Below are 26,059 nucleotides of genomic sequence, written 5' to 3'. Positions count from 1 at the left end.
CAGGACCCGCAGGACCCGCAGGACCCGCAGGACCCGCACGGCCCGGACGACCGGAACGACCCCGACGACCCCGCAGACCAAGGCGGCCCGAACACCCAAGACGCCGCGTACGCCGCGTCGATCGGCACGACCAAGGAGGCCGGGCGATGACGACCGCCCCGGAGGGCGACCGCCGGGTCAGCGCGATCCGGATCACCGCCCGCACCGCGATCGTGCTCACCATCGCGTCGGTGGCCGGGCTCGCCATGTTCCTGTGGCCGCTGTTCGCGTCGCCCGCGCCGGAGTCCGCCGCGCACTCCGGCGACGCGCCGTTGATCTTCGCGGTCACCCTGCCGTTCGTGGTCGCGATCGTGCTGGCCGAGATGACCAGCGGTGGCCTGGACTCCAAGGCGCTCGCGATGTTGGGCGTGCTGTCCGCGATCAACGCGGCCCTGCGGCCGTTGGGCGCGGGGACGGCCGGCATCGAGACGGTGTTCTTCATGTTGGTGCTGGCGGGGCGGGTGTTCGGACCCGGCTTCGGGTTCGTTCTCGGCTGTACGTCGTTGTTCGCGTCCGCGCTGTTGACCGCCGGAGTCGGGCCCTGGCTGCCCTTCCAGATGCTCGCGTCCGCGTGGGTGGGGCTCGGCGCGGGCCTGTTGCCCAAGCGGGTGCGCGGACGCCGGGAGATCGTCATGCTCGCGTGCTACGGGGTGTTCTCCGCCTACGCGTTCGGCTTCCTGCTCAACATGTGGTTCTGGCCCTTCCTGGCGGACTCGGCGACCATGGTCGGCCCCGCGTTCGTCCCCGGCGACGGCATCCTCGACAACCTGCACCGCTTCTTCGTGTTCACCGTGCTCACCTCCACGTTCGGTTGGGACACGGGCCGCGCGATCACCAATTGTGTGGCCGTCGTGCTGGTGGGGCCGGCGGTACTCGCCGCGCTGCGGCGGGCCGCGCGCAAGGCGGCGTTCGAGGCACCGGTGGCCTTCGAGCCGACGCTCGCGCGCGCGGCCACACCACCGCGGACCGAGGCCGGCGCCGGCGAGTCCGCGCGAACGACTTCGTGAACGACCTCGCGAACGACCTCGCGATCCACCGACGAAACCACGGCGAAAGACCGGGACCCACGACAGCGGAAGGGGTGATTCCGCTGGTATGCAAGGTGATGCGAAGTTGGCGCCGGCCCGCCGCGCGCATGTGCGTTTGCGGACACCGAAGTTTCGTTTGACGTTCGCTCCGATGGCCGGGACAGTGTGTGTGCGCATCGATGCGAACAGTTGCACCAGCGGCGGTCGAGCGTCGTTTCGTCGACCGCTTCCCCTGCGAGGAGTGATCCGTTCATGGGCGTTTCCGCGGCGAAAACCCACCGCCGAAGGACCCCGAACCGGCCTGCGGACCGTGCGACGACGCCTCGTGGGCACACCGCGTCGCCATCCGTCGCCGCGACGTTTCGGCCGACGATCTCTTCACGCTCGGCGAACTAGCCCACCCGACAGGGCGAGCGGGTCCGTCCCGATCCGCGCGCCCGAACGCGTCGATGCCGCACGGGACTTGTGCAGACCGACCACCCACCGACCCGAAGCAGCGCCTGCCGAGCGGCGCATCGAGCCGCCCGGCGGAACCGTTCGCCGTACCGAGAGCCGAGCCTTCCCGGTCCCACCGACCGGACCGGCTCCCCCGCCCGTGCGGGCAACAGCACAGAGACCGTCGCAGGGACCGTCCCCTCTCCCCCACCGACCACCCTCCAGGGACTACCACTCGTGTTGCGATTACAGCGCCGCCTCCACACCCCCCGCGTCGTCCGATCCGGATCCCACCGCCGGTCCGTGCCCGCCGGCGCCGCGCACCGGATACCCGGGGCCCCGCGGGGCCGCCGGGTAGCGCCGCCGGCCCGACGGGACGGTGACCGCACATGAGGCTCCGAGTCCCCGGCCTGCGGGCTCCCGGGCGGCCGCGGTCACGGCTCGCGAAACGACTCCGGCCGCGCGTGCGCGGGTTGATCACCCTCATGGTCGTCGTCCCCGCCGCGGGAATGGTCTTCTTCGCCGGCTCCGCGATCCTCACCCTGGTGAACCAGGCGCAGGACGCCGAGCACGCCCACGATCTGGTCCGGGCGTCCGCCGATGCCGGCGAGGTCGGCCGTCGTCTCCAGGCCGAAAGCGCGGCGGCGGTCACCCTGTTGAGCCGCGGTCCCGATCCCGTGACCGCGGCCGAGTACCAAAAGGCGATCGAGTTCACCGAGGACGCCACGCGGCGCTACCAGGACCGCCGTAGGAGCCTTGGCGGCGACATCCCCGCCGCCGAGCGCCACGCGTTGGTCGACGTCGACATCGCCCTGCACGGCCTGCCCGGTCTGCGCGCCCAGGTCGCCGGTCGCGCGGTCGCCACGTCGGCGGCGGCGGTGCGCTACTGGGCCTGGATCGGCACCACCGTTGAGCTGCGCGCCCAGGTCGCGCTCACCCCGGGCCTGTCCACCGAGACCGCCGGCCGACTGCGTGCGATCACCTCGATGGCCCAGGCGCGGGCCGCGTTGGGCCAGCAACAGGTCACCGTGCTGCGGTCGTTGGGCTCTGGCCCGCTGCCGGGCACCGTACTCAAGGCGTCCTCCACCGCGCGCGCCGCGCACGACCAGGCGATCGAGTCGTTCGGCCAGACCGCGCCGTCGGCGTGGCGCGATCGGCTCGCCCGCGCGCTCGCGGGACCGGAGATGATCCTGGTGGCCCAGGTCGAGGACAGGTTGGGCCGCGCGCCGATCGCTCCGGAGGCATGGCGCACGGCACTGGCCGAGCGCGCCGACCGGCTGTGGTCGGTGGAGCAGCGGGCCGACACGGACGTCGCCGACGAGGTGTCCGGCGTCACCGCCCACCGTCGCCGACTCGCCGCCGTCCAGGGGGCGTTGCTGATCGCCGGCGTACTCGCCGCCGCCGCTGCCGCGGGCTGGCTGGGCCGGCTCCTGCACCGACGCCTGAGCACCCTGGCCGAACGGGTCACGGTGATGACGCAGGAGACGCTGCCGGCCGTCGAGGCCGACCTGCGCCGCCGCGACGCGTTGGCCCCGCACGACACGGGTCGTAGTTACGCGCTCAAGATGCTGGGCAACGAACAGGTGCGCGAGCGCGGCGCCGACGAGATCGCCGACCTCTCGCGCGCACTCAACCGGCTCGCGTACTCCACGGTCGAGCACAGCGCCTCGCTCGTCCTGGCCCAGCGCGAGTACAACGACGCGCTGGGCGACGTCGCCCGGCGCATCCGAATGCAGACCGGCCGGGTCAGCAGTGCCCTCGACCGGCTCCAGGAGTCCTCCCTGACGGTGGATCAACTGGGCGTCGTCTACGAGGTGGATCACGGCAACGAGGGCACCAAACGCCTCGCCGACTCGATCGCGGTGCTCAGCGGGCAGCCACCGAACCGGTTGTGGCCCGACACCCCGCTGTTCGAGGTGATCCGCGCCGGCGCCCAGCGCGTCACCGACTACGAACGCCTGCCCGACATCGTGTTCAAGGGCATCCCCGCCTCCGTGACGCTCGCCGGCGACGCGGTCGGCGCCGTCCGGCAGATCGTCGGCGAGGTCGTCGACAACGCCGCCCGGTTCTCCGGTCGACACCAGGTGGAGATCACCGCGGCGCGGACCGAGGCCGGCGTGCTGGTGAGCGTCCTCGACCGGGGCGTGGGCCACCACGACCCGGCCGTGCTCAACGGGCGGCTGCGGGCCGACGTCGACGCGCTCCCGTCGCTGCGCCAGACCGGCCTGACCGTGGTCGCGCTCCAATCGCGTGCGCTGGACATCGAGGTCGAGCTGCGCGCGAGCGCGGGCGCCACCGGCGGGACGGTCGTGGACATCGTCCTGCCGCACACGATCATCGCCGCGGTGGGCCGCCATCGCCGCCGCCCGGAGCGCACGTCGGTACCGGTGCCCCGAACGGCACCCGACACCGTGTCCGCCATCGAGGACCCCGCGACGAACCCGGTCGCGCCGATCACCGCCGGGCCGCTGCCGTCCCGGACCGCGACCGAACTCACCCCACAGGGACTCCCCCGACGCGAGCGTCGCGTGGCACCGGCGGCGCCCGTCCGCCGGGCCGCGCCGCCCACGCGGGACGCCGCCCGAGCCGGGGCGGCCGCCGCGTCGTTCGGGCGCGGCGTCCGCGATCTCCCCTTCACCCGACCCCCGAAGGATTCCCCATGACCGAGTCCGTCGTCGACCAGAGCGTGCTGGACGACTTCATGCGCCAGTTCGTGACCGACCACGCCCCGGACGTGCTGCACGCGATCGCCGCGAGCGGGGACTCGCTCCTGGTCGCCCAGGCGTCGCTGCCCGGCCGGATCCCGACGGACCCGAGCACGCAGCCGGTGTGGATCGCGAACGCCGAGAAGATCGCCTCCAGCGCCCCCGGGGCCCTGCTCATGCAGGACTACAGCGCCGACCTGATGGGCCTGGGCCCGGTCAGCGTCCTGATGTCCCAGGCCGAGCACGGGCTCCTGCTCACGATGGGCAACACCAGCCCGGGCCCGGACGGCCAGGTGCACCCGTCGGCGTTGATCGTCGCGACGACCTGGAACGCCGATGTGGGGGACGTGGTCCGGGCGATGCACGCGCTGATGGAACGCGTGGGCCCGTCCCTGACCCCCCTCGCCCGCGGCCGGGGCCTCCAGCCGCAGCCCGCCCGGATGCCGACCCCCACCCGGGTGTTCTGACCCGATCCGGTACGACCGGCGCGGCCCGAGCGGCCGCGCCGGCCGACCCTGCCACGCGGCAGCGCCCCGACCGAACCACCGCACACCGCTTACCGCTCACCGCTCGGCACCCAACCCGGCACCCCGGGAACACCCGAAGGAAGAGAGCACCCAGCCATGACCACCAGCAGACGGACCCGGCCGCTTCGCGCCCCGATGGCACTCGCCGCCGGCTTACTCCTGGTGCTGTCCGCGTGTTCGGGCAGCGCGGCCGACAAGAGCGGCAACAAGGCCCCGGCCTCGGACGCCGTCGCCAAGATCGGCCTGCTCACCCCCTCCAGCGGCCCCTACGCCGCCGTCGGCGAGGACACCCGCGCCGGCCTGGAGCTGTACCGCGACACGCACGACGGCAAGCTCGGCGGGCTCAAGGCGGAGGTGATCGTGCGCGACGAGGGGGCAGGCCCGCCCACCGCCGTCCCCGCCGCGACCGAACTGGTCAAGCAACACCAGGTGTTGGCCGTCACCGGCGTGGTCAGCGGCGGCAGCGTGGCCGGGATCCTGCCGCTGCTCGCGGACAACAACACCGCCCTGATGGGCGTGGCCGGTCGGCCGGAGTTCCCCGATCCCAAACTGACCGCGCACGTATGGTCGTTCAACACCCAGTCCTACGAGGCGGGCGCGGCCGCCGGTCCCTGGGTCAAGGAGCACGTCACCGGCCCGGTGTACGCGATCGGCCCGGACTACCAGGGCGGTTGGGACCAGCTGAAGGGCTTCACCGAGTCCTTCACCAAGGCCGGGGGCACGCTGGCCAACCCGGACGGCAAGACCACCTTCACGCCCTTCCCGGCCACCCAGAACTTCCTGCCCTATCTGAACAAGATCGCGCAGAGCGGAGCCAAGGCGATCTACTCGTTCTACGCCGGCACCGCTGCGGTCGACTTCGTGAAGCAGTACAAGCAGTCCGACGCGGCGAACCTGCCGCTGTACGGCAGCGGTCCGCTGACCGAGGGCCGCCAGCTCGACGCGCAGGGCGACGCCGCGGCCAACATCACCACCTTCGCCACTTACGGCGCCGACCTGGACAACCCGGCGAACCGCGCCTTCGTGGCCGCGTGGCAGCAGCGGCACCCCGACCGCAGCCCCACCATCTACGCGGTGGCCGCGTGGGACATCGCCCGCTCGCTGGACACCGCCATCGCCGCGGTACGGGGAAGCGGCAAGCCGCTGACCCCCGAGGCGGTGAACACCGCCCTGGGTTCGGTCGGCCAGATCGACAGTCCGCGCGGGGTCATGCAGCTGAACCCGGTCACCCACTCGCCGGTTCAGCAGTGGTACCGCTTCGAGGTCCGCGCCGACGGCCCCAAGCGCGCGAACGTGGCCGTCGAGCAACTCGCCGTCCTGGGCGGTTGATTCCGCACAGCGCAGGCGACCACGCGACCCGCACGACCCGCTCGACTCACCCGAGGCGCCCGAGGCGCCCGAGGCCCCCGAAGCAACCAAGGCACCCGAAGCACCGAACTCACCCGACTCACCCGAGGAGCGAGTACATGTACGCCTTCGCCGAAGCCGACGACATCACGACGCAACTCGAAACCCTTCAGGACCTGCTCGATCCCAGCACCGGCGTGGTGCTCGACTCGCTCGGCGACCAGAGCGGCCGCCGCTGGCTGGAGATCGGTTACGGGCTCGGCAGCGGAGCGCGCGAACTGTCCCGGCGCGTCGGGCCGTCCGGCACCGTGCACGCGTGCGACCTGGACACCCGGCCGCTGTCGGCTCCGGCCGACGGCGCGCCCATCCATACCTTCGCCCACGACCTGCGCACCGACGCCCTCACCGCGCGCTCGTGGGACGGGATCCACGGCCGGCTGGTCCTGCTGCACATCGCCGAGCGCCGCGAGATCCTGCCGCGCCTGGTCGACGCGCTGGAGCCCGGTGGTGTCCTGGTGATCGAGGATTGGTTCTGCCCGGAGCCGCCTCGCGTGCTGACGTGCGAGGACCCCGAGGACGCCAAAATCTTCACCGAGGTCGTCGCGGGCGTCCTCGCGGTGCTGCGCGGGCGCGGCGCGGACCTGGAATGGGCCGCGGCCGCCCGCACCGCCTTCGAGGAGGCGGGCCTGACCGCCGTACGCGCGACGCGTACCGAATCGGACTGTTCGGGGCCGGGCCTCGCCCACCGCCTGTACGCGATCAACGCCCGCCAGCTGCGCCCGCAACTGCTCGCGGTGGGCCTGTCCGAGGAACTCTTGGACCGCTTCCAGGACGTGGTCGCCCACCCGGGCCTGACCACGGCCGGCTGGCGGTTGATCTCCACGGTCGGCATCAGGCCCGTCACCGCCTGATCCACCGGCGGGCGAATGGTGTCGTCGCCCGATCGGGTGACGACACCATTCGGGCGAGGACACCATCGCGGCGCGGCTCGGCACGGCTCGGCGCTGCTCGGCGCGGCTCCCAGGCGGGCCCCGAGCCCTCCCGGGGGCCCTGAGCGCGGGCCGCGAACCGTGCGTCGTGTCGGGTGCGTCGCGGGGACCGCCTAGGGTGGGGTGATGCCGAATACGAGGAACGCGCGCGACGGGATCGCGGCCGCCGCGTTCCGGGTGGTCGCCACCGGTGTCGGCGACGCCACCCCCGCCGACGTGGCGGCCGCGGCCGGGGTCGACGTGGCCGACGTGGGCCTCGGCGATCGTGACGACGTACTCCTCGCGGCGCTGGAGTGGTCGCACAAACGGATCGCTCGGCGCTTTTTCGGCGGTACGGCCGGACTGTTCGGCCTGACCGCGTTGCGTGCCGCCGCCGTGGATCTGTTGCCGCTGGACGACGAGCGCATCGCGGAGACCATGGTCGAACTGGCCGTCTGGCACCGCAGCCTGCTCAGCCCGAGGGTGGCCGCGATCAATCGCCGTGAACGGGACGATCTCGGCGTCCTGGTGCGTGGAATCCTCCAGGACGCCAACGACAACGGTGAACTGATCGTCGGCGTCGACGTCCCCGACGCCGCCGCCCGACTCGTCGCGGTGATCGACGGGCTGAGCCTGCACGTCCTGCTCTATCCGGAGACCACGAGCGGCGCGGCGGCGGAGCTCGCGGTGACGGAAGAGATCGACCGGATCGACCGTGTCGCCCGGGGCCACTGATCGGCGAGCCGAATGCCCGGCAAGTGGGTGTTTTTTCGCTTCGTAGGTAATTCGTCGTACTACACCGGCTTCAGCACGTCCACCCGGGGATATCGGCAGACCTGACAACCGTCGGGTCGACCGAACCCCAGGACGAGGAGCCCAGCCCGTGCCCGTTGCGCCCCCCGGCCCGGCAGGGCGCGCTCTCGCCGCCGGCACGGTGTGGTTGCGCGGTATCGGACAGGTGGATCTCCAGGCCAACCCGATCACCGGTGCGCTCATCCTGGTGTCGTTGTGGGTCGCCGGGTGGGACATCGGCCTGTTCGCGACGATCGGCACGGTGGTGTCCACCGCGACCGCGCGCGTGCTCCGGGTGGACCGGGCGAACATCTCGCAGGGATTGCAGGGCTTCAGTGGTTGCCTCACCGGCATCGCCCTGGTCACGTCGCTCGGCCGGCACCCGTCGACCTACCTCCTGGCCGTCGCCGGCGCGATCTTGTGCACGCTCGTGACCGCTGCCCTGACCACCGTGCTCGCACCGTACGAACTCAGCGCGCTGACCGCGCCGTTCTGCGTGGTGAGCGGCGTCATGGTGGTCGGCGCACCGTCGTTCTCCCGCGTGTGGCACGAAGGCAACGCGGCGGCGACGAGCCCGAGCACCGGGGGCACCGGCCTGTCCTGGCACGACGTGTGGCACGCCTTCTTCTCGAACGTCGCGCAGGTCTTCCTGACCGACGAGTGGTACGTCGGGCTGATCATGCTCGTCGGCCTGGCCTTCGCAGGCTGGTGGGTCCTGCTGTACGCGGCGCTCGGCAGTGTCGTGGGCATCGTCGTCGCGTGGGCCCTCGGCGCGCCCGCCGCGCTGATCGCCGACGGCATCTACGGCTACAACGCGGTGCTCGCCGCAATCGCCGTGGGCGCGGTGTTCCTGCGCCGGGACGGATGGAACGGCGCGTACGCACTCTTCGGCGCGGCCGTGACCACCGGCCTGACCGCCTCGCTGACGGTGTTCTTCAAGCCCTTCGGCGGCCACACCTTCACGTGGCCGTTCGTCCTCACCACCTGGGTACTGATGGCCGCCGTCCCGCAGTTGCCCAGGTTTCGCAAGGCGTAGGTCCCCACCGGCAGGTCACGGACATCGCGTCACAGCACGTCCCGAGAGAGGTATCACCCGATGAATCTGGCACCCCGTGAGGTCGAGAAGCTGCTCGTGTACGTGGTGGCCGACCTGGCCCGCAAGCGTCGAGATCGCGGTCTCAAGCTGAACTACAGCGAGTCGGTCGCGCTCGTGACCGAGGCGATCCTGGAGGCCGCGCGCGACGGCAAGTCCGTGGCGGACTGCATGGAATTGGGCCGGCACGTGGTCGCCGTCGAGGAGACGATGCCCGGCGTTCGCGAGATGCTCGGCCTGCTCCAGGTCGAGGTCGCGTTTCTCGACGGCACCAAACTCGTGTCCTGTCACGACCCGATCGGCGGCTGAGCCGTGTCGGCGCATACCGGTGTGCTCGCCGTCGGCGGCCACGAGAGCGCGAACGGACGAGCGTTGTCGATCCCGGGCGGGCGTCCGGTGGCGTGTGGACGGGAGCTGTACCGAGCCGTACACGAACGCGTGCGGGCCGGGTACGAACAGATCTGCGTCGTGCCGATGACGTTGGGCCGCGACGCCGAACTGGTCGCGGACACCGCGCGCACGCTCGCTGCGCTGGGGCCCGCCGAACGCACGCGCGTCGTGCAGGCGGCGCCGTTCGGCACCGCGCGGCACCTGACCGGGTGGCTGCGCGCCGCCGCCAACCGCGTTCCGCTCGACGCCGCGCTCGTGGTCGCCGCGCCGGCCGGGGACGTGTACGACGACGCCGAGTTGTACCGGATCGCGCGCCTGGTCCGGCAGCACGGTCGGCACCGCCTCGTCGAGGTCGCACTCACCGACGGCGACCCCGACCTCGCGCACGGCGTGGAGCGCTGCCGGGTGCTCGGCGCGCGCCGGGTCGTGGTCCTGCCCGCGTCGTTCGTGGTGCCGTCGACGGCACGGATCGACTGCGCTCCCGCAACCGCGCTGCTGACGCCCTCGGCGGTGGCCGAGGTGGTCGCCGCGCGGGTGGCGGACGCGGTGGAACGCCGGCGCGCGCACGGCGACGACGGTGTGGCCGCAGGGTTGGTCGCCGCGGCGGACCACGGCACCGGGCACAGCCACGCTCCGGACGCGGGGGGCCACTCGCATCACGATCACGATCACGCCCACGCCCACGATGTTCCGTCCGCCGTCCTGCGGTCCGCGTCCTTCCCGTCCCTCGGTTCCCCCGTCTCGTAGGAGCAGTTCATGGTCTTCCGGCAGCGGTACATCTACGGTGACGGCCCGATCGAATTGAACGCGGGCCGCGTCACCCTCACCGTCACGGTCCACAACACCGGCGACCGGGCGGTCCAAGTGGGGTCGCACTACCACTTCTTCGAGGTCAACTCGGCGCTGTCGTTCGACCGCACAGCCACACTCGGGATGCGGTTGAACATCCCCTCGGGCACCGCCGTGCGCTTCGAGCCGGGCGACGCGCGCGAGGTCGAGCTGTGCGGGTTCGCCGGCACCGGGCGACTGCTGGGTTTCAGCGGTCTGCTCGACGGCAGCACGGTCTCGGGGGCCGATCGGGTCGAGGCGGTCCGCCGCGCGGTCGAGCGCGGCTTCCAGGGTACGAAGGACGGCCCGGACCTCGGCGCGGCCAGACACACGGCGACCACGCCGGTACACCGCAGGAAGACGACGCCGGCCGGGAAGGCGGCAGCCCAGGACGAAAAGCCGAAGCCGAAACCGAAGCCGAAGTCGAAGCCGGCGCCGAAGCCGCAGACCCGTTCCGCCGCCGCGCCCGCGCCCGCGCCCGCGCCGAAAGCAAGCCCGGAACCGAGCCCGAAGCCGGCCAGGGCAAGGGGAAAACAGCCCGGCGAGCCCGCCAAGGCCCGCAAGACCACCAGGACCGCCAAGACCGCGACGGCCACGAAGACGGCAAGAACCGGCAAGGCCGCCAAGAAGGGTTCCCGCTGATGCCCGTCATCCCTCGCAAGCAGTACGTCGACATGTTCGGCCCCACGGTCGGGGACCGCTTCCACCTCGCCGACACCAACCTGGTGGTCGAGGTGGAGAAGGACTTCACCGAGGGCTTCTACGGTGACGAGATCGTCTACGGCGGCGGCAAGTCGATGCGTGACGGCATGGGGTCCGACCCGCAGGCCACGGGCGCGCAGGGCGCCCTGGACACGGTGATCACCAACGTCGTGGTGCTGGACGCGGTCGTCGGCGTGGTCAAGTGCGACATCGGGATCAAGGACGGCTTCATCGTCGGCATCGGCAAGTCCGGCAATCCGCAGACCCAGAACGGCGTGGACCCACGCCTGGTGATCGGCCCCGGCACCGAGGCCATCTCGGGCGAGCACCTGATCGCCACCGCGGGCGCGATCGACACCCATGTGCACCTGATCGCGCCGGACCAGGCCAAGCACGCGCTCACCAACGGCATCACCACGCTGATCGCCGGTGGCACCGGCCCCACCGACGGCAGCAACGGCACCACGTGCACGCCGGGTCCGTACAACATCGGGTTGATGCTCCAGGCCGTCGAGGACGTGCCGCTCAACGTCGGCATCATGGGCAAGGGCAACGGCAGTCGGCCCGAAGCGCTCGGCGAGCAGATCGAGGCGGGCGCGTGCGGCCTCAAGGTGCACGAGGACTGGGGCGCGACGCCGGCGGTCATCGACAACGCGCTCACCGTCGCCGACCACCACGACATCCAGATCTCGATCCACACCGACACCCTCAACGAGGGCGGTTTCTTCGAGGACACCCGCGCGGCGATCGACGGCCGCGCGATCCACACGTTCCACAGCGAGGGCGCGGGCGGCGGGCACGCCCCGGACATCATCCGCGTCGCGGGCGAGCCGAACATCCTGCCCGCGTCGACCAACCCCACCTTGCCGTACACGATGAACTCGGTGGACGAGTTGCTCGACATGGTGATGGTCTGTCACCACCTCAGCCACGACATCCCCGAGGACGTGGCCTTCGCGGACAGCCGCGTGCGCGCCGAGACCATCGCCGCCGAAACCGTCCTGCACGACCTGGGCGTGATCAGCATCATCGCCTCCGACTCGCAGGCCATGGGCCGGATCGGCGAGAGTGTCACCCGAGCCTTCCAGATCGCGCACCACTGCAAGGATCAACGCGGCAAGCTCGCCGAGGACACCGAACGCAACGACAACGCACGGGTGTTGCGCTATCTCGCCAAGGTCACCATCAACCCCGCGATCGCGTCCGGCCTCAGTGATCACATCGGCTCGATCGAGGCGGGCAAGCTCGCCGACATCGTGCTGTGGCCGATCGACTCGTTCGCTGCCAAACCCAAGATGGTGATCAAGGGCGGACTCGTGTCCTGGGCGCTGGTCGGCGACGGCAACGCGTCGTTGCCCACGACGCAACCGATCTTCTACCGGCCGATGTTCGCCCAGGTGGGCCGGGCGATGCAGAGCACGCACGTGACCTTCATGTCGCAGGCCGCCATCGCGGCCGGCGTACCGGCGGAACTCGGGCTCGAACGACGGGTGTTGCCGGTGTCGCGGACGCGCACGATCGGCAAGCACAACATGATCCGCAACAACGCGCTGCCACACATCGAGGTCGATCCCGAGACGTACAAGGTGACCCTCGACGGCGAGCCGGCCACGATCGCGCCGGCTGCGGAACTGCCGCTCAATCGCCTGTTCTTCCTGGTCTGACGCATGTACCGAAACGAGACGGAGACGGCGTCGACCGACGCCGGGCCCCTGCGCGCGCGGCCCCGGCGGTCGGCCCGGGGCTCCGAGTCGGCCGACCGCACTCCCCCGGTCGACCTCGCGCACCCGCGCGGTCCGAGCCTGGGCGCGTTTCTGGTCGGTCTCCAATTGACCGACTCGGCGTTCCCGAGCGGCTTCTACACGCTCTCGCACGGCTTGGAGGGCTTCGCCCAGGCGGGCACGGTGGAGCAGGACACGCTCGCGGCCCTGCTCGCGGATCTGCTCCGGCACGGCATCGGGCCCGGCGACGCGACCGCGCTCGCCCTCGCCCACCGGGCCGCGAGCGCGGTGGACCCGGCCGGCGTGATCCTGGTCGACGAGCGCTTGTACGCGACGAAGTTGGGCCGCGGCATACGTCTGGCGGCCACCCGTACCGGCCGGCAACTCATCGATCTCGCTGCCGAGGTCTTCGACGCACCGGTGATCACCGCGTATGCCGCGGCCGTTGCCCGGCGCGAGAGTCCCGGAACCCAGGCGGTCGCCGCGGGCGTGGTACACGCGGGTGCGGGGGTGCCGATCGAACAGGCCGTCGCTGCCGACCTGTTCGCGTTCTGCGCGAGCTTCGCGGGCGCGGCGGTGCGCCTGCGGCTGACCGACCATCGGCGCGCACAGGTGCTGTTGCGCGGGGCGGCGCCGGTGATCGAGGCGGTCGTTCACGAAGCCCTCGACCGCGACCTCGCCGATCTGGGCGGGCACACGTTCGCCGCCGACGTCGTGTCCGGTCGCCACGAACGGGCCGAGGCCCGGATGTTCGCGACCTGATCCGGCGTCCCCGTCCCCGTCCCCGTCCTCGTCGGCGGCTCGGCGGCTCGGCGAGTCGGCGCAGGGCCTTCGAGGAACCACCAGCGAACCACGGCATGTCAACCACGAAACCACCCGAGGAGACCCATGGACGACAAGGTGTTGCGAGTCGGCGTCGGCGGGCCGGTCGGCTCCGGCAAGACCGCACTGATCGAGGCGCTCGTGCCGATGCTGATCGAGCGCAGCCATCGGCCGGCGGTGATCACCAACGACATCTACACGCAGGAGGACGCGCAGCACGTGCGGCACACGCTTGCCGATGTGCTCGACCCGGAACGCGTGGTGGGGGTCGAGACGGGCGCGTGCCCGCACACCGCCGTGCGCGACGACCCGACGATGAACCTCGCGGCCGGCGCCGAGATGCTCGATCGCTTCCCCGACGTGGACACGCTGTTGTACGAAAGCGGCGGGGACAACCTGACGTTGACCTTCAGTCCGGCCCTGGTCGACCTGTTCCTGTTCGTGATCGACACGTCGGAGGGCGAGAAGATCCCGCGCAAGCGGGGTCCCGGCATCACCGACTCCGACCTGTTGGTGATCAACAAGATCGACATCGCCCGCTATGTGCGCTGCGACCTGAACGTCATGGAGTCCGACGCCCACCGGGTGCGCTCCGGCGGGCCGATCGTGCTGACCGACTGCCTGACCGGGAAGGGTATCGCCGACATCGCCGATTTCCTGGCGTCGCGTCGCAAGGCCCTGCACTGATGGCCCAAGCGGTGGATCGGCCCGCGCCAGCGGTGAATCGGCCCGCGCTAGCGGTGGATCGGCCCGCGCAAGCGGTGGATCGGCTCGCGCCGGCGTACTACGACCCCGTCCGGGTGCCGCCGCGCGTCGCCGCGTTCGCGTCCCGGCCGGACACGCTCGCGGCGGGCTCGCCGGCCAAGGTCGGCATCCTCGACCTCGCTTTCGCGCGGGTGGCCGGCCGGACCGAACTGGTCGGCCGCTACCAGAAGTCCCCGCTCCAGCTGATGCGCCCGCTGTACATCGATCCGCATCTGCCGGAGATGGCGTTCGTCTACGTCATGTCCACCGGCGGCGGCATCGCCCAGGCGGACCGCTACCGGACCGACGTGGTGTGCGGCGCGGACACGCAGGTGCACGTGACCACGCAGGCGGCCACGAAGGTCTACCGGATGGAGCACGACTACGCGACGCAGCGCGTGCACATCGACGCGGGGCCGGGCGCGTTCGTCGAATACCTGCCGGGGCCGCTGATCCCGTTCCGCGACGCTCGGTTCTACCAGCGCACCGAGATCACCATCGCTCCCGGGGCGACGGTGATCGTGGGCGAGACCCTGACCGCCGGTCGGCTCGCGCGTGGCGAGCGGCACGCCTATCGGATCCTCACCACCGACCTCGAACTGCGGCGCCCGGACGGCACCTTGCTCGCGCTCGACACGCTCCGCCTGGAGCCGGGCCGAATCGGCGAGGCGAGCGCGAGGGACACCGCGAGCGGGGCGGATGGTGCGGGCGGACCGGCCGGCCCGGCGGTCATGGCCGGTCGTGACCACGTCGCGTCACTGTTCGTGGTCACCGACCGTCGCCCCGCCGCCGAGGTCGCCGACGCCCTGCACACCGCCCTCGCCACGCACATGCACGCGTACCCGGCCGATCCCGACCTGACGTACGGCGTGAGCGTCCTGCCGCACGACTGCGGCGCGTGGGTGCGGATGCTCGCCGACCACCCGCCGCGGATCGTCGACGCACAGCGCGTGGCCTGGGACGCGGTCCGGCGACTGCTCACCGGCAGCCCGGCGCCGAACCTGCGCAAGTCGTAACCGGCCCGCCCGCACCTCCCCAAGCCGCGACGGAACGAGAGCCCGATGACACCAGGCAGTCACTCACCCCCGCCGATGCCCGCCGCGTACGACTCCGGCGACACCGCGTGGCTCCTCGCGAGCACCGCCATGGTGCTCCTGATGACCCCGGGGTTGGCGTTCTTCTACGGCGGTATGGTCAAGGCGAAGCACGTCCTGGCGATGCTCAGGATGAGCTTCGCGTGCCTGGCGTTCGTCTCGGTGATCTGGTTCGCGATCGGCTACACGCTGGTCTTCGGCGACGACGTCGGCGGGGTCGGGCTGATCGGCGACCTCGACCACGCGTTCCTGCGCGGCATCGACATGAACACGCTGAAGGGGTCCATCCCCACCTATGTGTTCGGCACGTTCCAGATGACCTTCGCGATCATCACCGTCGCGCTGATCAGTGGCTCGATCGCCGGTCGGGCGACGATGCGCGGGTGGCTGGTCTTCGTCGTGTTGTGGACGCTGATCGTCTATGTGCCGCTCGCGCACTGGGTGTTCTCCCGTGAGGGCTGGATCGTCGGGCACTTGGGCGCGCTGGACTTCGCGGGCGGGCTGCCGGTGGAGCTCAACTCCGGTGCGGCCGGGCTCGCGGTCGCGGTCGTGCTGCGCAGCCGGCGCGACTTCGCCCGGCTGGAGGATCGGCCGAGCAACATTCCGCTCGCGGTGATCGGCGTCGCGCTGTTGTGGTTCGGCTGGTTCGGCTTCAACGCGGGCTCCGCGCTGCGCGATCAGGGCACGGCCGCGGCTGCGCTGTTGAACACCCAACTCGGCGCGGCGGGCGCGATGATCACGTGGCCGCTCGTGGAGAAGTGGCGCACGGGCGAGGCGAGCATGATGGGGGTCGCCTCGGCGGCCATCGCCGGCATGGTGGCGATCACCCCGGCGTGCGGCGAGATCAGCCCCACCGGCGCGCTGATCACCGGCCTGGTCGCGGGTCTGGTGTGCGCGTATGCGGTCACCCTCAAGTACCGCGTCGACGTGGACGACACGCTCGACGTTGTGGGTGTGCACGGGTTCGGCGGGATCGTCGGAGTGATCATGGTCGGCTTGCTCGCAACCGCCGAGATCAGCGGCAAGGAGGGCCTGTTCTACGGCGGCGGCCTCGCCCTGTTGGGCAGGCAGCTCGTCGCGATCGTCGCGGTGGGTGCTTTCTCGTTCGTGTCGACCTGGCTCATCGCGAAGGCGGTCGAGGCCGTGGTCGGGTTCCGCACGTCGGGCGACTACGAGCACACGCCCGGCGAGGAGGCCGAGCGCGCGTACGACTTCGGCACGGCGGAGCGGCTGCGCGACCTCGCCGCGGACAAGCCGGTACACAGCGACGACGAACTGGTCCGCCGCATCCACGCGTTGCTGCGCGCCCGCGAGGACGCCAAGTAGGACGACTCTCGTCCGTCCGCGCGGCGTCAGCCCATCAGCCGTCGTCTCGGGCGCCGATCGGGCGGGCGGGGAGCGCGGGGAGCGCGGGGACCGGTGTCTCGGGCAGCCTTACCGTCACGCTCAGGCCGCCTTCGGAGCGGGCCTCGGCGTGGACGGCTCCGCCGTGGCTCTCGACCACCGCGCGCACGATGGACAGTCCGAGCCCGGAGCCCGGCAGCCCGGTCGCGAGTCGGGCGGCGGTGCCCCGATGGAAGGGTTCGAACAGGGCGTCCACCTCGGCCGGGTCCAGCACCGGCCCCGAGTTGTCGACCCGCAGTTCCGCGCCCCCGCGCACGCGCGCCGTGCCGATCCGCAGTCGGCCCCGACCGTCGCTGTCGGGCGTGTTGTGCCGTACGGCGTTTTGCACGAGGTTCGCCGCGACCTGTCCGAGCAGGACCGGGTCGCCCGAGGTGGGCGCGCGGTCGAGGTCACACGTGACGACGATGCCGGCCGCGGTGGCCGGTGTCCGATAGCTCTCCACCGCCTCGTCGGCCAGTTCCGCGAGGTCGGCCGGTTGGTATCTCTGCGGTCCCTGCTGGCCCTTGGCGAGCAACAGCAGGCTGTCGACCAGGAGTTCGCTGCGCGCGGTCGCCCGCAGCGAGCGTTCGATCGACGGCCTGAGGTCGTCGGGCACCCGGCCCTCGGCGAGCGGGATCTCCAGCGATGTGCGCTGCAACGCCAGCGGCGTGCGCAGTTCGTGCGACGCGTTGGCGGCGAAGCGTCGGTTGGCCGCGAAGGACCGCTCCAGGCGTTCCAGCATCGCGTCGAAGGTGTCGCCGAGTTCCTTGATCTCGTCGGCGGGTCCGACCAGGGCGAACCGGTCGTGCAGGTTCTGCTCGGAGATGCGCCGGGCCGCGGCGGTGAGCCGGCGGAGCCGGGCAACCGACCGCCCCGCGGTCCACCAACCGAGCCCGGCGGATACCAGTGCCATGATCCCGAGCGTGGCGAGCGACTGACCGATCAGGGAGTCCAGCACCATGCTCTTGAAGTCGACGAACCGACTGGCCTGGAAGGTGGTGGCCTGGACGGCCTGCATCTCGGTCAGGCCGCTGACCGATCCCCCGTAGGGCACCTGCATGAGTGCCAGTGCGCCGCCCGGGTCGGACGGAACCACCGCCTGGGCGCTGCGGAGGGGTTGGGCGGGCGATGCTCCTCCGGCCGCCACGTCCGACCCGGTCGGATCGGTCAGCGCGGAGGCCGGCACCGTGGTCATCACCGCGCTGTTGTCGCCGATGATCCGGTTGACGGCGACGTACTGCACCGTCAGGAGCACCGCGCCACAGGCCAGGAACAGCGCCGCGTGCAGCAGCGCGAGCCGGGTACGGATGCGCAGACCGCTGCGCGGCACGGGGGCCGCGATCGCGGTCACAGTCGGTATCCGATCCCCGGCGCGGCCGAGATCAGCGGCGGATCACCGAGTTTGCGGCGTAGCCCGTGGATGGCCACTTTGACCACGGTGCTGCGCGGGTCCACGGCCTCCTCCCATGCCTCGTCCAACAGGTCCGCGTGGGTGACGACGCCGCCGTCGGCGGCGAGCAGCAGTTCGAGGATGAGCATTTCCTTGGGGCTCAGGCGCAGCAGGCGCCCGTCACGTTCGGCCAGGTGCCGCTGGGTGTCCAGGACGACGCCGTGCCGGGCCAGTACGGTGCTGCGCGACGCGCCGCCGCCGCGCCGGGCGAGGGCGTGGATGCGGGCGACGAGTTCGGTGTACGCGAAGGGCTTGGCGAGGTAGTCGTCGGCGCCGAGGTTGAGCCCGTCGACCCGCTCGGCCAGCGATCCGGAGGCGGTCAGCATCAGGATGCGGGCGCCGTGGCCGGTGGCGACGAGGGTGCGGCACACCGCGTCGCCGTGCAGGACGGGCAGGTCCCGGTCGAGCACGACCACGTCGTAGGACGCGGTCGACGCCTTGGACAGCGCCTGGGCGCCGTCGTGCGCGACGTCGACCGAGAAGCCCTGCCGGCGAAGCCCGTCGGCGAGCAGGGCCGCCATTTCTTCCTCGTCCTCGACGATGAGCACCTTCATGAGAGTCCGGCCCCTTTTGTCGTGCTGCCCGTTGTGCTGCTTGTCGTGTGCCTGTCGTGATGCCGGTGCTGCTGTCTGTCGCGCTGTCTGTGCTGCTGTCTGTGGTGCTGTCTGTCGTGCCGGCCGTGAGCGCCGCCTTGCGATGCCGCTTTCGGCGTTTCCGGGTCGAACCGGGCAACACCATGGTGGCATCGCGCCGGATCGCGGTTCGAAAGCGCCTCCGAAACAACCCCGGAGCGGCCCGTGTGCAGCCTTCGAGCAGCCCTTGAGCAGCCCTTGAGCACATTCGAAGCTGCCTGCGGAGCTGCCTGCGGAGCGCTTCGAACGCGGTCCGAACGCGACCCTGAACAGAGTCCGCCGGCTGCGGTTAGCTCCTGGTTAGCACCGCGCGAACCGGGTCCGAACCGGGTGCTCCGTAGAACTGCTGCCTGTCGGGCGGCAACGGGCCGCCCCGTGGCGAAGGGACCTCGTGATGCGGACGCACCCCGCACCTCACCGCACCCGTTTCAGCCGGGCGGTGGTCTCCACGACCGCCGTGGCACTGGGCTCCGTCCTGATGCTCTCGGCCTGTTCCTCCGGTGACTCGGACAAGAAGAAGGACGAGGTCGCCTCGCTCGGGGACAAGAAGGGCGCCACCGGCTCCGGCGCGCCGAAGGAGGCCGCGGCAGGCGCCAAGGGCGACATGGTCAAGTACGCGGGCTGTATGCGCGAGCACGGCATCGACATGCCCGACCCGCAGGCCGACGGCAGCATGATGGCCCAGGCCCTCCCGGCGGCCGACGCCGGCGCCGAAATGGAGAAGATGCAAAAGGCGAGCGAGGACTGCACCAAGTGGCTGCCCAACGGCGGCGTGGTGAGCGAGAAGGAGAAGGCGGAGCAGCGGGAGAAGGGCCTGAAGTTCGCGCGCTGCATGCGCGAGCACGGCATCGACATGCCCGACCCGGACCCCGAGGGACTGAACGCGTTGGGTCTGGACGCCGGCGCGGATCAGACCAAGATGAACGAGGCCATGAAGGCGTGCTCCGAGGGCGGCGCCGGTGGTGCCATGACGGTGACCCGGTGACGGGGCTCGACTCGGGGCACGAGCCGCCCGCTCATCGGTCGTCCGACGAGGCGGACCCGAGCCTGCCCGCGCGCGGTCGCCGCCGGACCCGGACCTTCGCGATCGCGGGCGTCGCGGCCGTGGTCGCGCTGGGTGTGGGCGGGGCGCTGCTGTTCTCGCCGGACGACGGCACCGAGAAGGTTGCCGCCGAGGCCAAGGACCAGGGCGCGACCGCGCCGATCACGCAGGGCGACCTGACTGTGACGGCGGACATCGACGGCACACTGGGCTACACGGGCACCGGTTCGGTATATGCCCAATCCCCCGCGCAATCGCCCGACCAGGGCGACGGGAAGGATCTCGGCGGGAACCAGCCCGGCGGCACGCCGCCGTCCCAGGGCGCGGGCGGCCCGACGCCGTCCGGGGGGCCGTCGCCGAGCAACACCCCCAAGAACGACAAGAAGGACGACAAGAAGAAGGAAGAGGAGGACGACCAGCTCAGCGGTTCGCGGATCTTCACCGAGGTGCCCGCCGTCGGCGACACGTTCAAGCAGGGCGACTCGATGTATCGCGTCAACGGCCGCCCTGTTCCGCTGTTCTACGGGGACGCGCCGCTGTGGCGAGCGCTGTCCAAGGGCGTGTCCGACGGCCCGGACGTGCGGCTGCTGAAGAAGAACCTCGTCGCGCTCGGTTTCGGCACCGGTCTCCAGGTCGACGACAAGTTCACCGACGGCACCACCGCTGCGGTCAAGCGGTGGCAGAAGTCCCTCAAGGTCCCGCAGACCGGCAAGGTCGATCCCTCCGCGATCGCGGTCCAGCCGAGCGCGGTTCGGGTCACCGCGGTCAAGGGCGCCGTCGGCGCCCCCGCCCAGGGTGAAGTGGCCGGCGTCTCGGGCACCGGCCGTCAGGTCGTGGTGAACGTGCCGGTGGACAAGCAGACGCTGGCCAAGAAGGACGACAAGGTGAGCGTGCGGCTGCCCGACGGCAAGGTCACCGTCGGCACGATCGCCTCGATCGGCACGGTCGCGGAGAAGGGGGAGGACAAGGGCATGGGGGGCGGTGGCGGCAAGGCCGCGGTCAAGGTCACGGTCTCGCTCGACAAGCCCGACGAGGCCGGCACGCTGGACGGCGCTCCGGTGTCGGTCGGGTTCACCAGCCAGAGCCGCAAGGGCGTCCTGTCCGTCCCCGTGAACGCCTTGGTCGCGCTGGCCGAGGGCGGGTACGGCGTCGAAATCGTCGACCCGGCCGGCAATCGCCGACTCGTCGGCGTCAAGGCCGGCCTGTTCGCCAACGGCCGCGTCGAGATCTCCGGCGAGGGCCTGGCCAAGGACCAGAAGGTACGGGTGCCCACGCAATGACCGACACCCTGCGCGGCCCCCGGCCCGACACCGGCCCGATGCCGCCCCCGGTGATCAGGCTCAAGGCGGCCTCCAAGGTCTATCCGGGCGGCCTGACCGCGCTCGACGGCGCCGACCTGAGCATCCGTCAGGGCGAACTGCTCGCGATCGTCGGCCCGTCCGGGTCCGGCAAGTCGACGCTGCTCAACCTGATGGGCACGCTCGACCGTCCCAGTTCGGGCAGCGTCGAGGTGCTGGGCCACGACGTCGCCAAGCTCTCCGACCGTCGCCTCTCGGCGGTCCGGGCCCGCTGGATCGGTTTCGTCTTCCAGCAGTTCTTCCTCTCCCCGCACCTGACCGCGATCGACAACGTCGCCACCGGCCTGCTCTATCACGGCGTGGGCCCGTCCCGACGCCGCCGGCGCGCCGCCGAGGCGCTGGAGCAGGTCGGTCTCGGGCACCGACTCGGCCACCGGCCGCACGAGATGTCCGGCGGTGAGCGCCAGCGCACCGCGATCGCCCGCGCCTTGGTGGCCGGGCCGCAGATCGTCCTCGCGGACGAACCGACCGGCGCCCTCGACTCGGTGTCGGGCGCGGCCGTCGTCCAGCTCCTGCACGACCTGAACGCGCAGGGCACCACGATCGCGGTCATCACCCACGACGCGCAGCTCGCCGACACCCTGCCGCGTCGGGTGCGCATCCTGGACGGCCGGATCCGCGAGGACACCGCGGCGAAGGCGGTCGCATGAGCACGGCCACGAAGTCCCGCAGGGCGACCGAGGGTTCGCTGTACGCGCTGCCGAAGCCGGCCAGGCTGCGCCCGCGCGACGTGCTGTCGGTGGGCCTGTCGGGGCTGCGCGGCCGCAAGTTGCGTGCCGTGCTGTCCGCGCTCGGCATCGCCATCGGCGTCGCGGCCATGGTCGCGGTCGTCGGGATCGGTACCTCCAGTCAGGCCCGGTTGGCGAACCAGATCTCCGCGCTCGGTACCAATCTGCTCTCGGTGGGCCCGGGGCAAAGCTTCTCGGGCCAGGACGCGCCACTGCCGGCGGACGCGGACGCCATGGTGGAGCGGATCGGTCCGGTGAAGTCGGCGACCGCGACCGGCAAGATCAAAGCCAGTGTGCGCCGCAACGACCGCATCGACGCCGGCATCACCGGTGGTATCGGGGTCCTGGCCGCGCGCGAAGACCTGCTCGGCACGGTCGGCGGCAAGATGCGCAGCGGCAGGTTCCTGGACGCGGCCACCGGCCGGTATCCCACCGTCGTACTCGGTGCGACGGCCGCGGAACGGCTGGCCGTCGAGGAACCCGGTGGCCAAGTCTGGCTGGCCGACCAGTGGTTCACCGTGGTCGGCATCCTGGACCCCGTGGCCCTGGTCCCCGACCTCGACGCGTCGGCCCTGGTCGGCTGGGAGGCGGCGAGCACGTATCTGGGCTTCGACGGCCGGCCCACGAGTGTCTACACCCGTACCAAGGAATCGGCGGTCGAGCAGGTCCGCGACGTCCTCGCGCGCACGGTCAATCCGGCGCACCCGAACGAGGTCAAGGTCAGCCGTCCGTCCGACGCGTTGGCCGCGCAACTCGCCGCGAAGGACACCTTCAACGCGCTCCTGCTCGGACTCGGCGCGGTGGCGCTGCTCGTCGGCGGGGTCGGCGTCGCCAACACGATGGTGATCGCCGTTCTCGAACGCCGTCAGGAAATCGGTCTGCGCCGGGCCCTCGGCGCGCATCGAGGCCAGATCCGCACCCAATTCCTCACCGAGGCGGTCACTTTGGCGGGCCTCGGCGGCATCGCGGGCGCGGTCCTGGGCGGCGCGGCCACCTACGCCTACACGTCGGCCAAGGACTGGCCGTTCGAGATCCCCGGCGGCGCATTGGCCGCGGCCGTCGGCGCGTCGGCCGTGGTCGGCGCGATCGCCGGCCTGTATCCGGCGGGCCGCGCCGCCCGCCTGACTCCGACGGAGGCGTTGGCGACGGGGTGACTGGCGTCGCGGCGGCGGGCGGCGTGCGCTTCGACCGGCGGGGGTCGTTGTCTGTCGGTGCTTGCGGGCGCTTGTCGGTGCTTGTCGGTGCTTGTCGGGGTGCTTCCCGGTGCTTGTCGCTGCCTTGGCTGCCTTCGCTGCCTGTCGGTAACGGTCGGCGGCGGCCGGTCGGCGGGCTCCGTGGGTGGTGGATGTGCCCGTACCCCGAGCCGGGTCGACGGCTCGGGGTACGGGGTCTGGGGGCCGCCGCCGGGTGGAGGCGGCGGCCGGGGTGGTGGTGCGAGTACGGGGCGCCGCGAGCACGTGGTGCCCGCGGCCCGGTGCCGTTGCGGTCCGGTGCCGTTGGGGCCCGGTGCCGTTGGGCCGGTGCCGTCGCGGCCGGGGAGCCTGTGAAGACGCCCGGCCGCGGCGTTAACTCATGGTTTGAGGCCGTTGTCGAGTGCGGTCATCAGGGCTCCGTTGGGAGTGTCGCCGGACATCTCCCAGACCATGGCGCCCAACAGGTTCTTGGATTTGAGGTAGGCCGTCTTCTTGGCGATCGACCACGCGTCGTCGAACGACCACCACTGGCCGCCCGGTCCGGTGTAGCCGTAGGTGGAGACCGACTGTTCGTCGTGGTAGACGGTCATGTTGGGCACACTGGTGAGCAGGTTCTGATAGCCCCTGGTGCCGGCCTCTTCGGCGAACTGGCCCGGTGCCGCGCCGTTCGCCGACTGCCATTCGCCGTGTACGCCGCCGTCGACGACCGCCTGCCAACCTCGGCCGTAGAACGGGAAGCCGATGGTCAGCTTGCGCGGATTGACGCCCACGTCGGTGTAGATCTTCACCGCGTCGTCGACGCTGAAGTGCGTGGGATACGGGTCCTGGGCGTCGGTGTTGAGGTTGGCCTGGTGGCCCACCCGGTTGGGCTCCCACGAGTTGTCGCTGCCCGAGCCGTGGAAGTCGTAGCCCTGCACGTTGGCGACGTCGAGGTAGTTGAAGATCTTCGACAGGTCCCAGCCGGCGTTGACCTTGACCGGGTCGGCCGGGGTGAACGCGGTCAGGAGCTTGTGCGAGCCGCCGGTGGCGTCGAGTTGCTTGCGGAACTCGGCCAGCAGCAGGGTCAGGTTGTCCTTGTCGTTGACGTTGTAGTGGTTGCCGGCGTGGCCGTCGGGCGAGCCGGGCCACTCCCAGTCGATGTCGATGCCGTCGAAGACCCCGGCACCGGTACCCGGGCCGCCCGCGCCGTTGTAGACGGGCAGGTTGCCCTTGATCCAGATGTCGACGCAGGACCGGACCAGCTTCTCCCGCGAGGCCGCGGTGGCCGCCGCGTCGGAGAAGAACTTGGAGTACGTCCAACCGCCGAGCGAGACCACGACCTTCAAGTGCGGGTACTTGGCCTTGAGTTGCTTGATCTGGTTGAAGTTGCCGCGCAACTTGCCCCAACCGTCGTCGGCTTGGCCGTTGACCGACTGGGCCGCCGACATCGGCCGCGCGTAGTCGGCGTCCGCGTCGCCCGCGCCGGTCCCCTGGTCGGGGTCCTGCGGGTTGGCGGTGGTGCCCTTGGTGACACCCGCCATGCAGGTGAGGTTGACCGGATCGATGTTCTCGAACGCGTAGTTGATCACGTCGAGCTTGGCCGCGCTGCCCGAGGTGTCGAGGTTCTTGACGAAGTACTGCCGGCCGTAGATGCCCCACTGCACGAAGTAGCCGACCTTGAGGTTCTTGCCGGCTCCGGCGATGTCGTCGGTGGTGACCTTGAGCGCGTTGGACGCGGGCGAGGAGTTGTCCGCCGCGTCGCGTGCCTTGACGGTGAAGGTGTATTCGGTGGCCGGCGACAGCGCGTCGATCGTGGCCGCGAGGGTGTTCGCGGGCACGGTCTTGGCCAACTGGCCGTCACGGTAGACGTCGTAGGCCGCGACGCCGACGTTGTCGGTGGCCGCGTTCCAGGCCAGCGCGACACTCGACGCGGTCTTGCCGGTGCTGCGCAGGGTGCCGGGCGCGGTCGGCGGGGTGGGGTCGCTCGCCGGGTCCACGGTGGTGACGGTCAGCGGCGCGCTGAGCGGTCCGGGATTGCCGCGGGAGTCCTTGGCCCGGATCGCGTAGGTGTACGCGGTGGCCGGCGTCAGGCCGGTCAGCGTCGCGGAGTTGGTGGGCACGGTGGCCACCGTGTTGCCGCCGCTGACCACTTCGTAGGCGGTCACCGGGTAGTCGCCGGCCGTCGCGGCGGTCCACCCGAGCGAGATGCTGCGCGCGGTGATCGTGGTCGCCGTGGGCGTGCCGGGCGCGGTCGGCGGGACGTCGGGCGTGCCGTCGCACTTGTCGCCGTTGACCGTACAGCCGGTCGGCGGCGTCTTCGGGCCGTTGCCGATGAACCAGTAGCTGAACGGCTCGGTGGTGCCGCCCGCGGCGACGTTGCCGTTGTAGTAGGCGTTCTTGACCGACACGTGATTGCCCACGACGGTCGCGTCACCGTAGTAGTTGCCGCTGATGGTGGTACCCGCCGGCAGGTCGAACTCCAACTGCCAACCGTTGACGGCGGAGGCGCCGTTGTTGTGGACGACGTAACTGCCCTTCCACCAGGAGCCGTAGTCCTGGATGGAGAACGTGGCGGTCAGAGTGCCGGCCGCCTGGGCGGGGCCGGCGAGGCCGGTGACCACTGCCAAGGGAAGCAGGAGGGCGGCCAGTCCGAGCAGTGCCGTTTTTCTGAATCTACCGAATCTGCGCTTATGGGGGGACGACATGGCTCTCTCCCTGTGTGCGTGGTACAGGGGTGTATGGAACCGTGCACGCTCGCGCCTACCGGGGTGGTCGTGATCCGCGACCGGGGACGGACGCGGCGACCGAGGTGCAGTCGCTGAGGTTGGGCGTTCCGGATCGATTCGGCCCGGACCGGTGTGGTCCGGTCCGATTTGGTCCAGACCAATTCACCTTCCGTAAGCTAAATGGTCTGGACCATCCTCGTCAACAGTCGAGGGCTGCCGGGGTGGTGAACGACGCGGTTCGGGGGGCGAACGACGCGGCTCGGGGCGAGCGACGGTCGGGGGATCGGCGGTCGGGGGATCGGCGGTCGGCGGTCGGCGGTCGGCGGTCGGCGG

The 26,059-nt window shown here is 71.2% G+C and carries 21 protein-coding genes and 1 pseudogene; 19 read left to right on the top strand and 3 right to left on the bottom strand.

The genetic code is table 11. From position 1 onward, the window contains the following. The first annotated feature begins 146 nt into the window (after positions 1 to 146). From GT354_RS36225 to GT354_RS36155, 15 genes and pseudogenes are all read left to right on the top strand, one after another. Complete coding sequence (locus GT354_RS36225) at positions 147 to 1,046, top strand: ECF transporter S component (protein ID WP_161360625.1); 900 nt, start codon at positions 147 to 149, stop codon at positions 1,044 to 1,046. Between the two features lie 920 nt (positions 1,047 to 1,966). After that, positions 1,967 to 4,165, top strand: coding sequence for a nitrate- and nitrite sensing domain-containing protein (locus tag GT354_RS36220; RefSeq protein ID WP_161360624.1), 2,199 nt, complete (start codon positions 1,967 to 1,969; stop codon positions 4,163 to 4,165). Continuing rightward, positions 4,162 to 4,674, top strand: a complete 513-nt coding sequence (locus GT354_RS36215) for a hypothetical protein (RefSeq protein WP_161360623.1) — start codon at positions 4,162 to 4,164, stop codon at positions 4,672 to 4,674. Before GT354_RS36220 ends, GT354_RS36215 begins: the two co-directional genes overlap by 4 nt. A 156-nt stretch (positions 4,675 to 4,830) precedes the next feature. Continuing rightward, positions 4,831 to 6,063, top strand: coding sequence for an ABC transporter substrate-binding protein (locus GT354_RS36210; RefSeq protein WP_202512676.1), 1,233 nt, complete (start codon positions 4,831 to 4,833; stop codon positions 6,061 to 6,063). A gap of 137 nt (positions 6,064 to 6,200) precedes the next feature. Continuing rightward, on the top strand, positions 6,201 to 6,992 hold the full coding sequence (locus tag GT354_RS36205; RefSeq protein WP_161360622.1) for a class I SAM-dependent methyltransferase: 792 nt from the start codon (positions 6,201 to 6,203) through the stop codon (positions 6,990 to 6,992). A gap of 204 nt (positions 6,993 to 7,196) precedes the next feature. Further along, positions 7,197 to 7,784 carry a TetR family transcriptional regulator C-terminal domain-containing protein gene (locus GT354_RS36200; RefSeq protein WP_161360621.1) on the top strand — a complete coding sequence of 196 codons (588 nt, stop codon included), beginning with the start codon at positions 7,197 to 7,199 and terminating at the stop codon, positions 7,782 to 7,784. Positions 7,785 to 7,932: 148 nt separating this feature from the next. Next, on the top strand, positions 7,933 to 8,877 hold the full coding sequence (locus GT354_RS36195; protein WP_346012336.1) for an urea transporter: 945 nt from the start codon (positions 7,933 to 7,935) through the stop codon (positions 8,875 to 8,877). A 60-nt stretch (positions 8,878 to 8,937) separates the two neighbouring features. After that, entirely contained in the window at positions 8,938 to 9,243 is a 306-nt protein-coding gene (locus GT354_RS36190; RefSeq protein ID WP_161360620.1) for an urease subunit gamma, read from the top strand. Between the two features lie 3 nt (positions 9,244 to 9,246). Beyond that, entirely contained in the window at positions 9,247 to 10,071 is an 825-nt protein-coding gene (locus GT354_RS36185) for a cobalamin biosynthesis protein CbiX (RefSeq protein ID WP_161360619.1), read from the top strand. Positions 10,072 to 10,080: 9 nt separating this feature from the next. Further along, positions 10,081 to 10,452 (top strand): annotated as a pseudogene (locus GT354_RS56780) (urease subunit beta); the annotation flags it as partial. Between the two features lie 341 nt (positions 10,453 to 10,793). Continuing rightward, positions 10,794 to 12,518, top strand: a complete 1,725-nt coding sequence (gene ureC / locus GT354_RS36175) for an urease subunit alpha (RefSeq protein WP_161360617.1) — start codon at positions 10,794 to 10,796, stop codon at positions 12,516 to 12,518. A gap of 3 nt (positions 12,519 to 12,521) precedes the next feature. Further along, complete coding sequence (locus GT354_RS36170) at positions 12,522 to 13,337, top strand: urease accessory UreF family protein (protein WP_161360616.1); 816 nt, start codon at positions 12,522 to 12,524, stop codon at positions 13,335 to 13,337. Positions 13,338 to 13,463: 126 nt separating this feature from the next. Continuing rightward, positions 13,464 to 14,084, top strand: coding sequence for an urease accessory protein UreG (gene ureG, locus GT354_RS36165; RefSeq protein WP_161360615.1), 621 nt, complete (start codon positions 13,464 to 13,466; stop codon positions 14,082 to 14,084). Positions 14,085 to 14,137: 53 nt separating this feature from the next. Beyond that, a complete protein-coding gene (locus tag GT354_RS36160; protein WP_346012335.1) occupies positions 14,138 to 15,157 on the top strand; it encodes an urease accessory protein UreD in 1,020 nt (339 codons plus the stop codon). Between the two features lie 45 nt (positions 15,158 to 15,202). Continuing rightward, positions 15,203 to 16,561: an ammonium transporter gene (locus tag GT354_RS36155; RefSeq protein ID WP_237535809.1), complete on the top strand. Its 1,359-nt coding sequence runs from the start codon at positions 15,203 to 15,205 to the stop codon at positions 16,559 to 16,561. 34 nt (positions 16,562 to 16,595) lie between these two features. Here GT354_RS36155 and GT354_RS36150 read toward each other — a convergent pair whose 3' ends face one another. Both GT354_RS36150 and GT354_RS36145 read right to left on the bottom strand, forming a co-directional pair. Further along, positions 16,596 to 17,969: a HAMP domain-containing sensor histidine kinase gene (locus GT354_RS36150; protein WP_161360613.1), complete on the bottom strand. Its 1,374-nt coding sequence runs from the start codon at positions 17,967 to 17,969 to the stop codon at positions 16,596 to 16,598. Then, the gene (locus GT354_RS36145; RefSeq protein WP_161360612.1) at positions 17,966 to 18,622 is read right to left on the bottom strand and encodes a response regulator transcription factor; all 657 of its coding nucleotides are present in this window, start codon (positions 18,620 to 18,622) and stop codon (positions 17,966 to 17,968) included. Before GT354_RS36145 ends, GT354_RS36150 begins: the two co-directional genes overlap by 4 nt. Positions 18,623 to 19,094: 472 nt before the next feature. Here GT354_RS36145 and GT354_RS36140 point away from each other — a divergent pair, with 472 nt between their 5' ends. From GT354_RS36140 to GT354_RS36125, 4 genes are read left to right on the top strand one after another with little or no spacing between them, the layout of a single operon-like run. Further along, positions 19,095 to 19,685, top strand: a complete 591-nt coding sequence (locus GT354_RS36140; protein WP_161360611.1) for a hypothetical protein — start codon at positions 19,095 to 19,097, stop codon at positions 19,683 to 19,685. Continuing rightward, the gene (locus GT354_RS56775; protein WP_161360610.1) at positions 19,682 to 21,022 is read left to right on the top strand and encodes a peptidoglycan-binding domain-containing protein; all 1,341 of its coding nucleotides are present in this window, start codon (positions 19,682 to 19,684) and stop codon (positions 21,020 to 21,022) included. Before GT354_RS36140 ends, GT354_RS56775 begins: the two co-directional genes overlap by 4 nt. Further along, positions 21,019 to 21,750, top strand: coding sequence for an ABC transporter ATP-binding protein (locus tag GT354_RS36130; RefSeq protein ID WP_202512675.1), 732 nt, complete (start codon positions 21,019 to 21,021; stop codon positions 21,748 to 21,750). Before GT354_RS56775 ends, GT354_RS36130 begins: the two co-directional genes overlap by 4 nt. Continuing rightward, positions 21,747 to 22,982, top strand: a complete 1,236-nt coding sequence (locus GT354_RS36125) for an ABC transporter permease (RefSeq protein ID WP_202512674.1) — start codon at positions 21,747 to 21,749, stop codon at positions 22,980 to 22,982. Before GT354_RS36130 ends, GT354_RS36125 begins: the two co-directional genes overlap by 4 nt. A 416-nt stretch (positions 22,983 to 23,398) precedes the next feature. Here the strand turns inward: GT354_RS36125 and GT354_RS36120 are convergent, their stop codons facing one another. Beyond that, a complete protein-coding gene (locus GT354_RS36120) occupies positions 23,399 to 25,705 on the bottom strand; it encodes a glycosyl hydrolase family 18 protein (RefSeq protein ID WP_161360609.1) in 2,307 nt (768 codons plus the stop codon). Positions 25,706 to 26,059 lie beyond the last annotated feature (354 nt).

Origin of the sequence: Streptomyces sp. SID3343 (assembly GCF_009865215.1) — a bacterium.
Lineage (GTDB): Bacteria > Actinomycetota > Actinomycetes > Streptomycetales > Streptomycetaceae > Embleya.
This window is presented reverse-complemented; position numbering and strand designations above follow the sequence as displayed.

Excerpts from the sequence above, each read along its gene's own strand:
- GT354_RS36225 (WP_161360625.1), top strand. The coding sequence starts at position 147 with ATGACGACCGCCCCGGAGGGCGACCGCCGGGTCAGCGCGATCCGGATC.
- GT354_RS36215 (WP_161360623.1), top strand. The coding sequence starts at position 4,162 with ATGACCGAGTCCGTCGTCGACCAGAGCGTGCTGGACGACTTCATGCGC.
- GT354_RS36210 (WP_202512676.1), top strand. The coding sequence starts at position 4,831 with ATGACCACCAGCAGACGGACCCGGCCGCTTCGCGCCCCGATGGCACTC.
- GT354_RS36205 (WP_161360622.1), top strand. The coding sequence starts at position 6,201 with ATGTACGCCTTCGCCGAAGCCGACGACATCACGACGCAACTCGAAACC.
- GT354_RS36200 (WP_161360621.1), top strand. The coding sequence starts at position 7,197 with ATGCCGAATACGAGGAACGCGCGCGACGGGATCGCGGCCGCCGCGTTC.
- GT354_RS36190 (WP_161360620.1), top strand. The coding sequence starts at position 8,938 with ATGAATCTGGCACCCCGTGAGGTCGAGAAGCTGCTCGTGTACGTGGTG.
- ureC (WP_161360617.1), top strand. The coding sequence starts at position 10,794 with ATGCCCGTCATCCCTCGCAAGCAGTACGTCGACATGTTCGGCCCCACG.
- GT354_RS36170 (WP_161360616.1), top strand. The coding sequence starts at position 12,522 with ATGTACCGAAACGAGACGGAGACGGCGTCGACCGACGCCGGGCCCCTG.
- ureG (WP_161360615.1), top strand. The coding sequence starts at position 13,464 with ATGGACGACAAGGTGTTGCGAGTCGGCGTCGGCGGGCCGGTCGGCTCC.
- GT354_RS36155 (WP_237535809.1), top strand. The coding sequence starts at position 15,203 with ATGACACCAGGCAGTCACTCACCCCCGCCGATGCCCGCCGCGTACGAC.
- GT354_RS36145 (WP_161360612.1), bottom strand. The coding sequence starts at position 18,622 with ATGAAGGTGCTCATCGTCGAGGACGAGGAAGAAATGGCGGCCCTGCTC.
- GT354_RS36140 (WP_161360611.1), top strand. The coding sequence starts at position 19,095 with ATGCGGACGCACCCCGCACCTCACCGCACCCGTTTCAGCCGGGCGGTG.
- GT354_RS36130 (WP_202512675.1), top strand. The coding sequence starts at position 21,019 with ATGACCGACACCCTGCGCGGCCCCCGGCCCGACACCGGCCCGATGCCG.
- GT354_RS36125 (WP_202512674.1), top strand. The coding sequence starts at position 21,747 with ATGAGCACGGCCACGAAGTCCCGCAGGGCGACCGAGGGTTCGCTGTAC.
- GT354_RS36120 (WP_161360609.1), bottom strand. The coding sequence starts at position 25,705 with ATGTCGTCCCCCCATAAGCGCAGATTCGGTAGATTCAGAAAAACGGCA.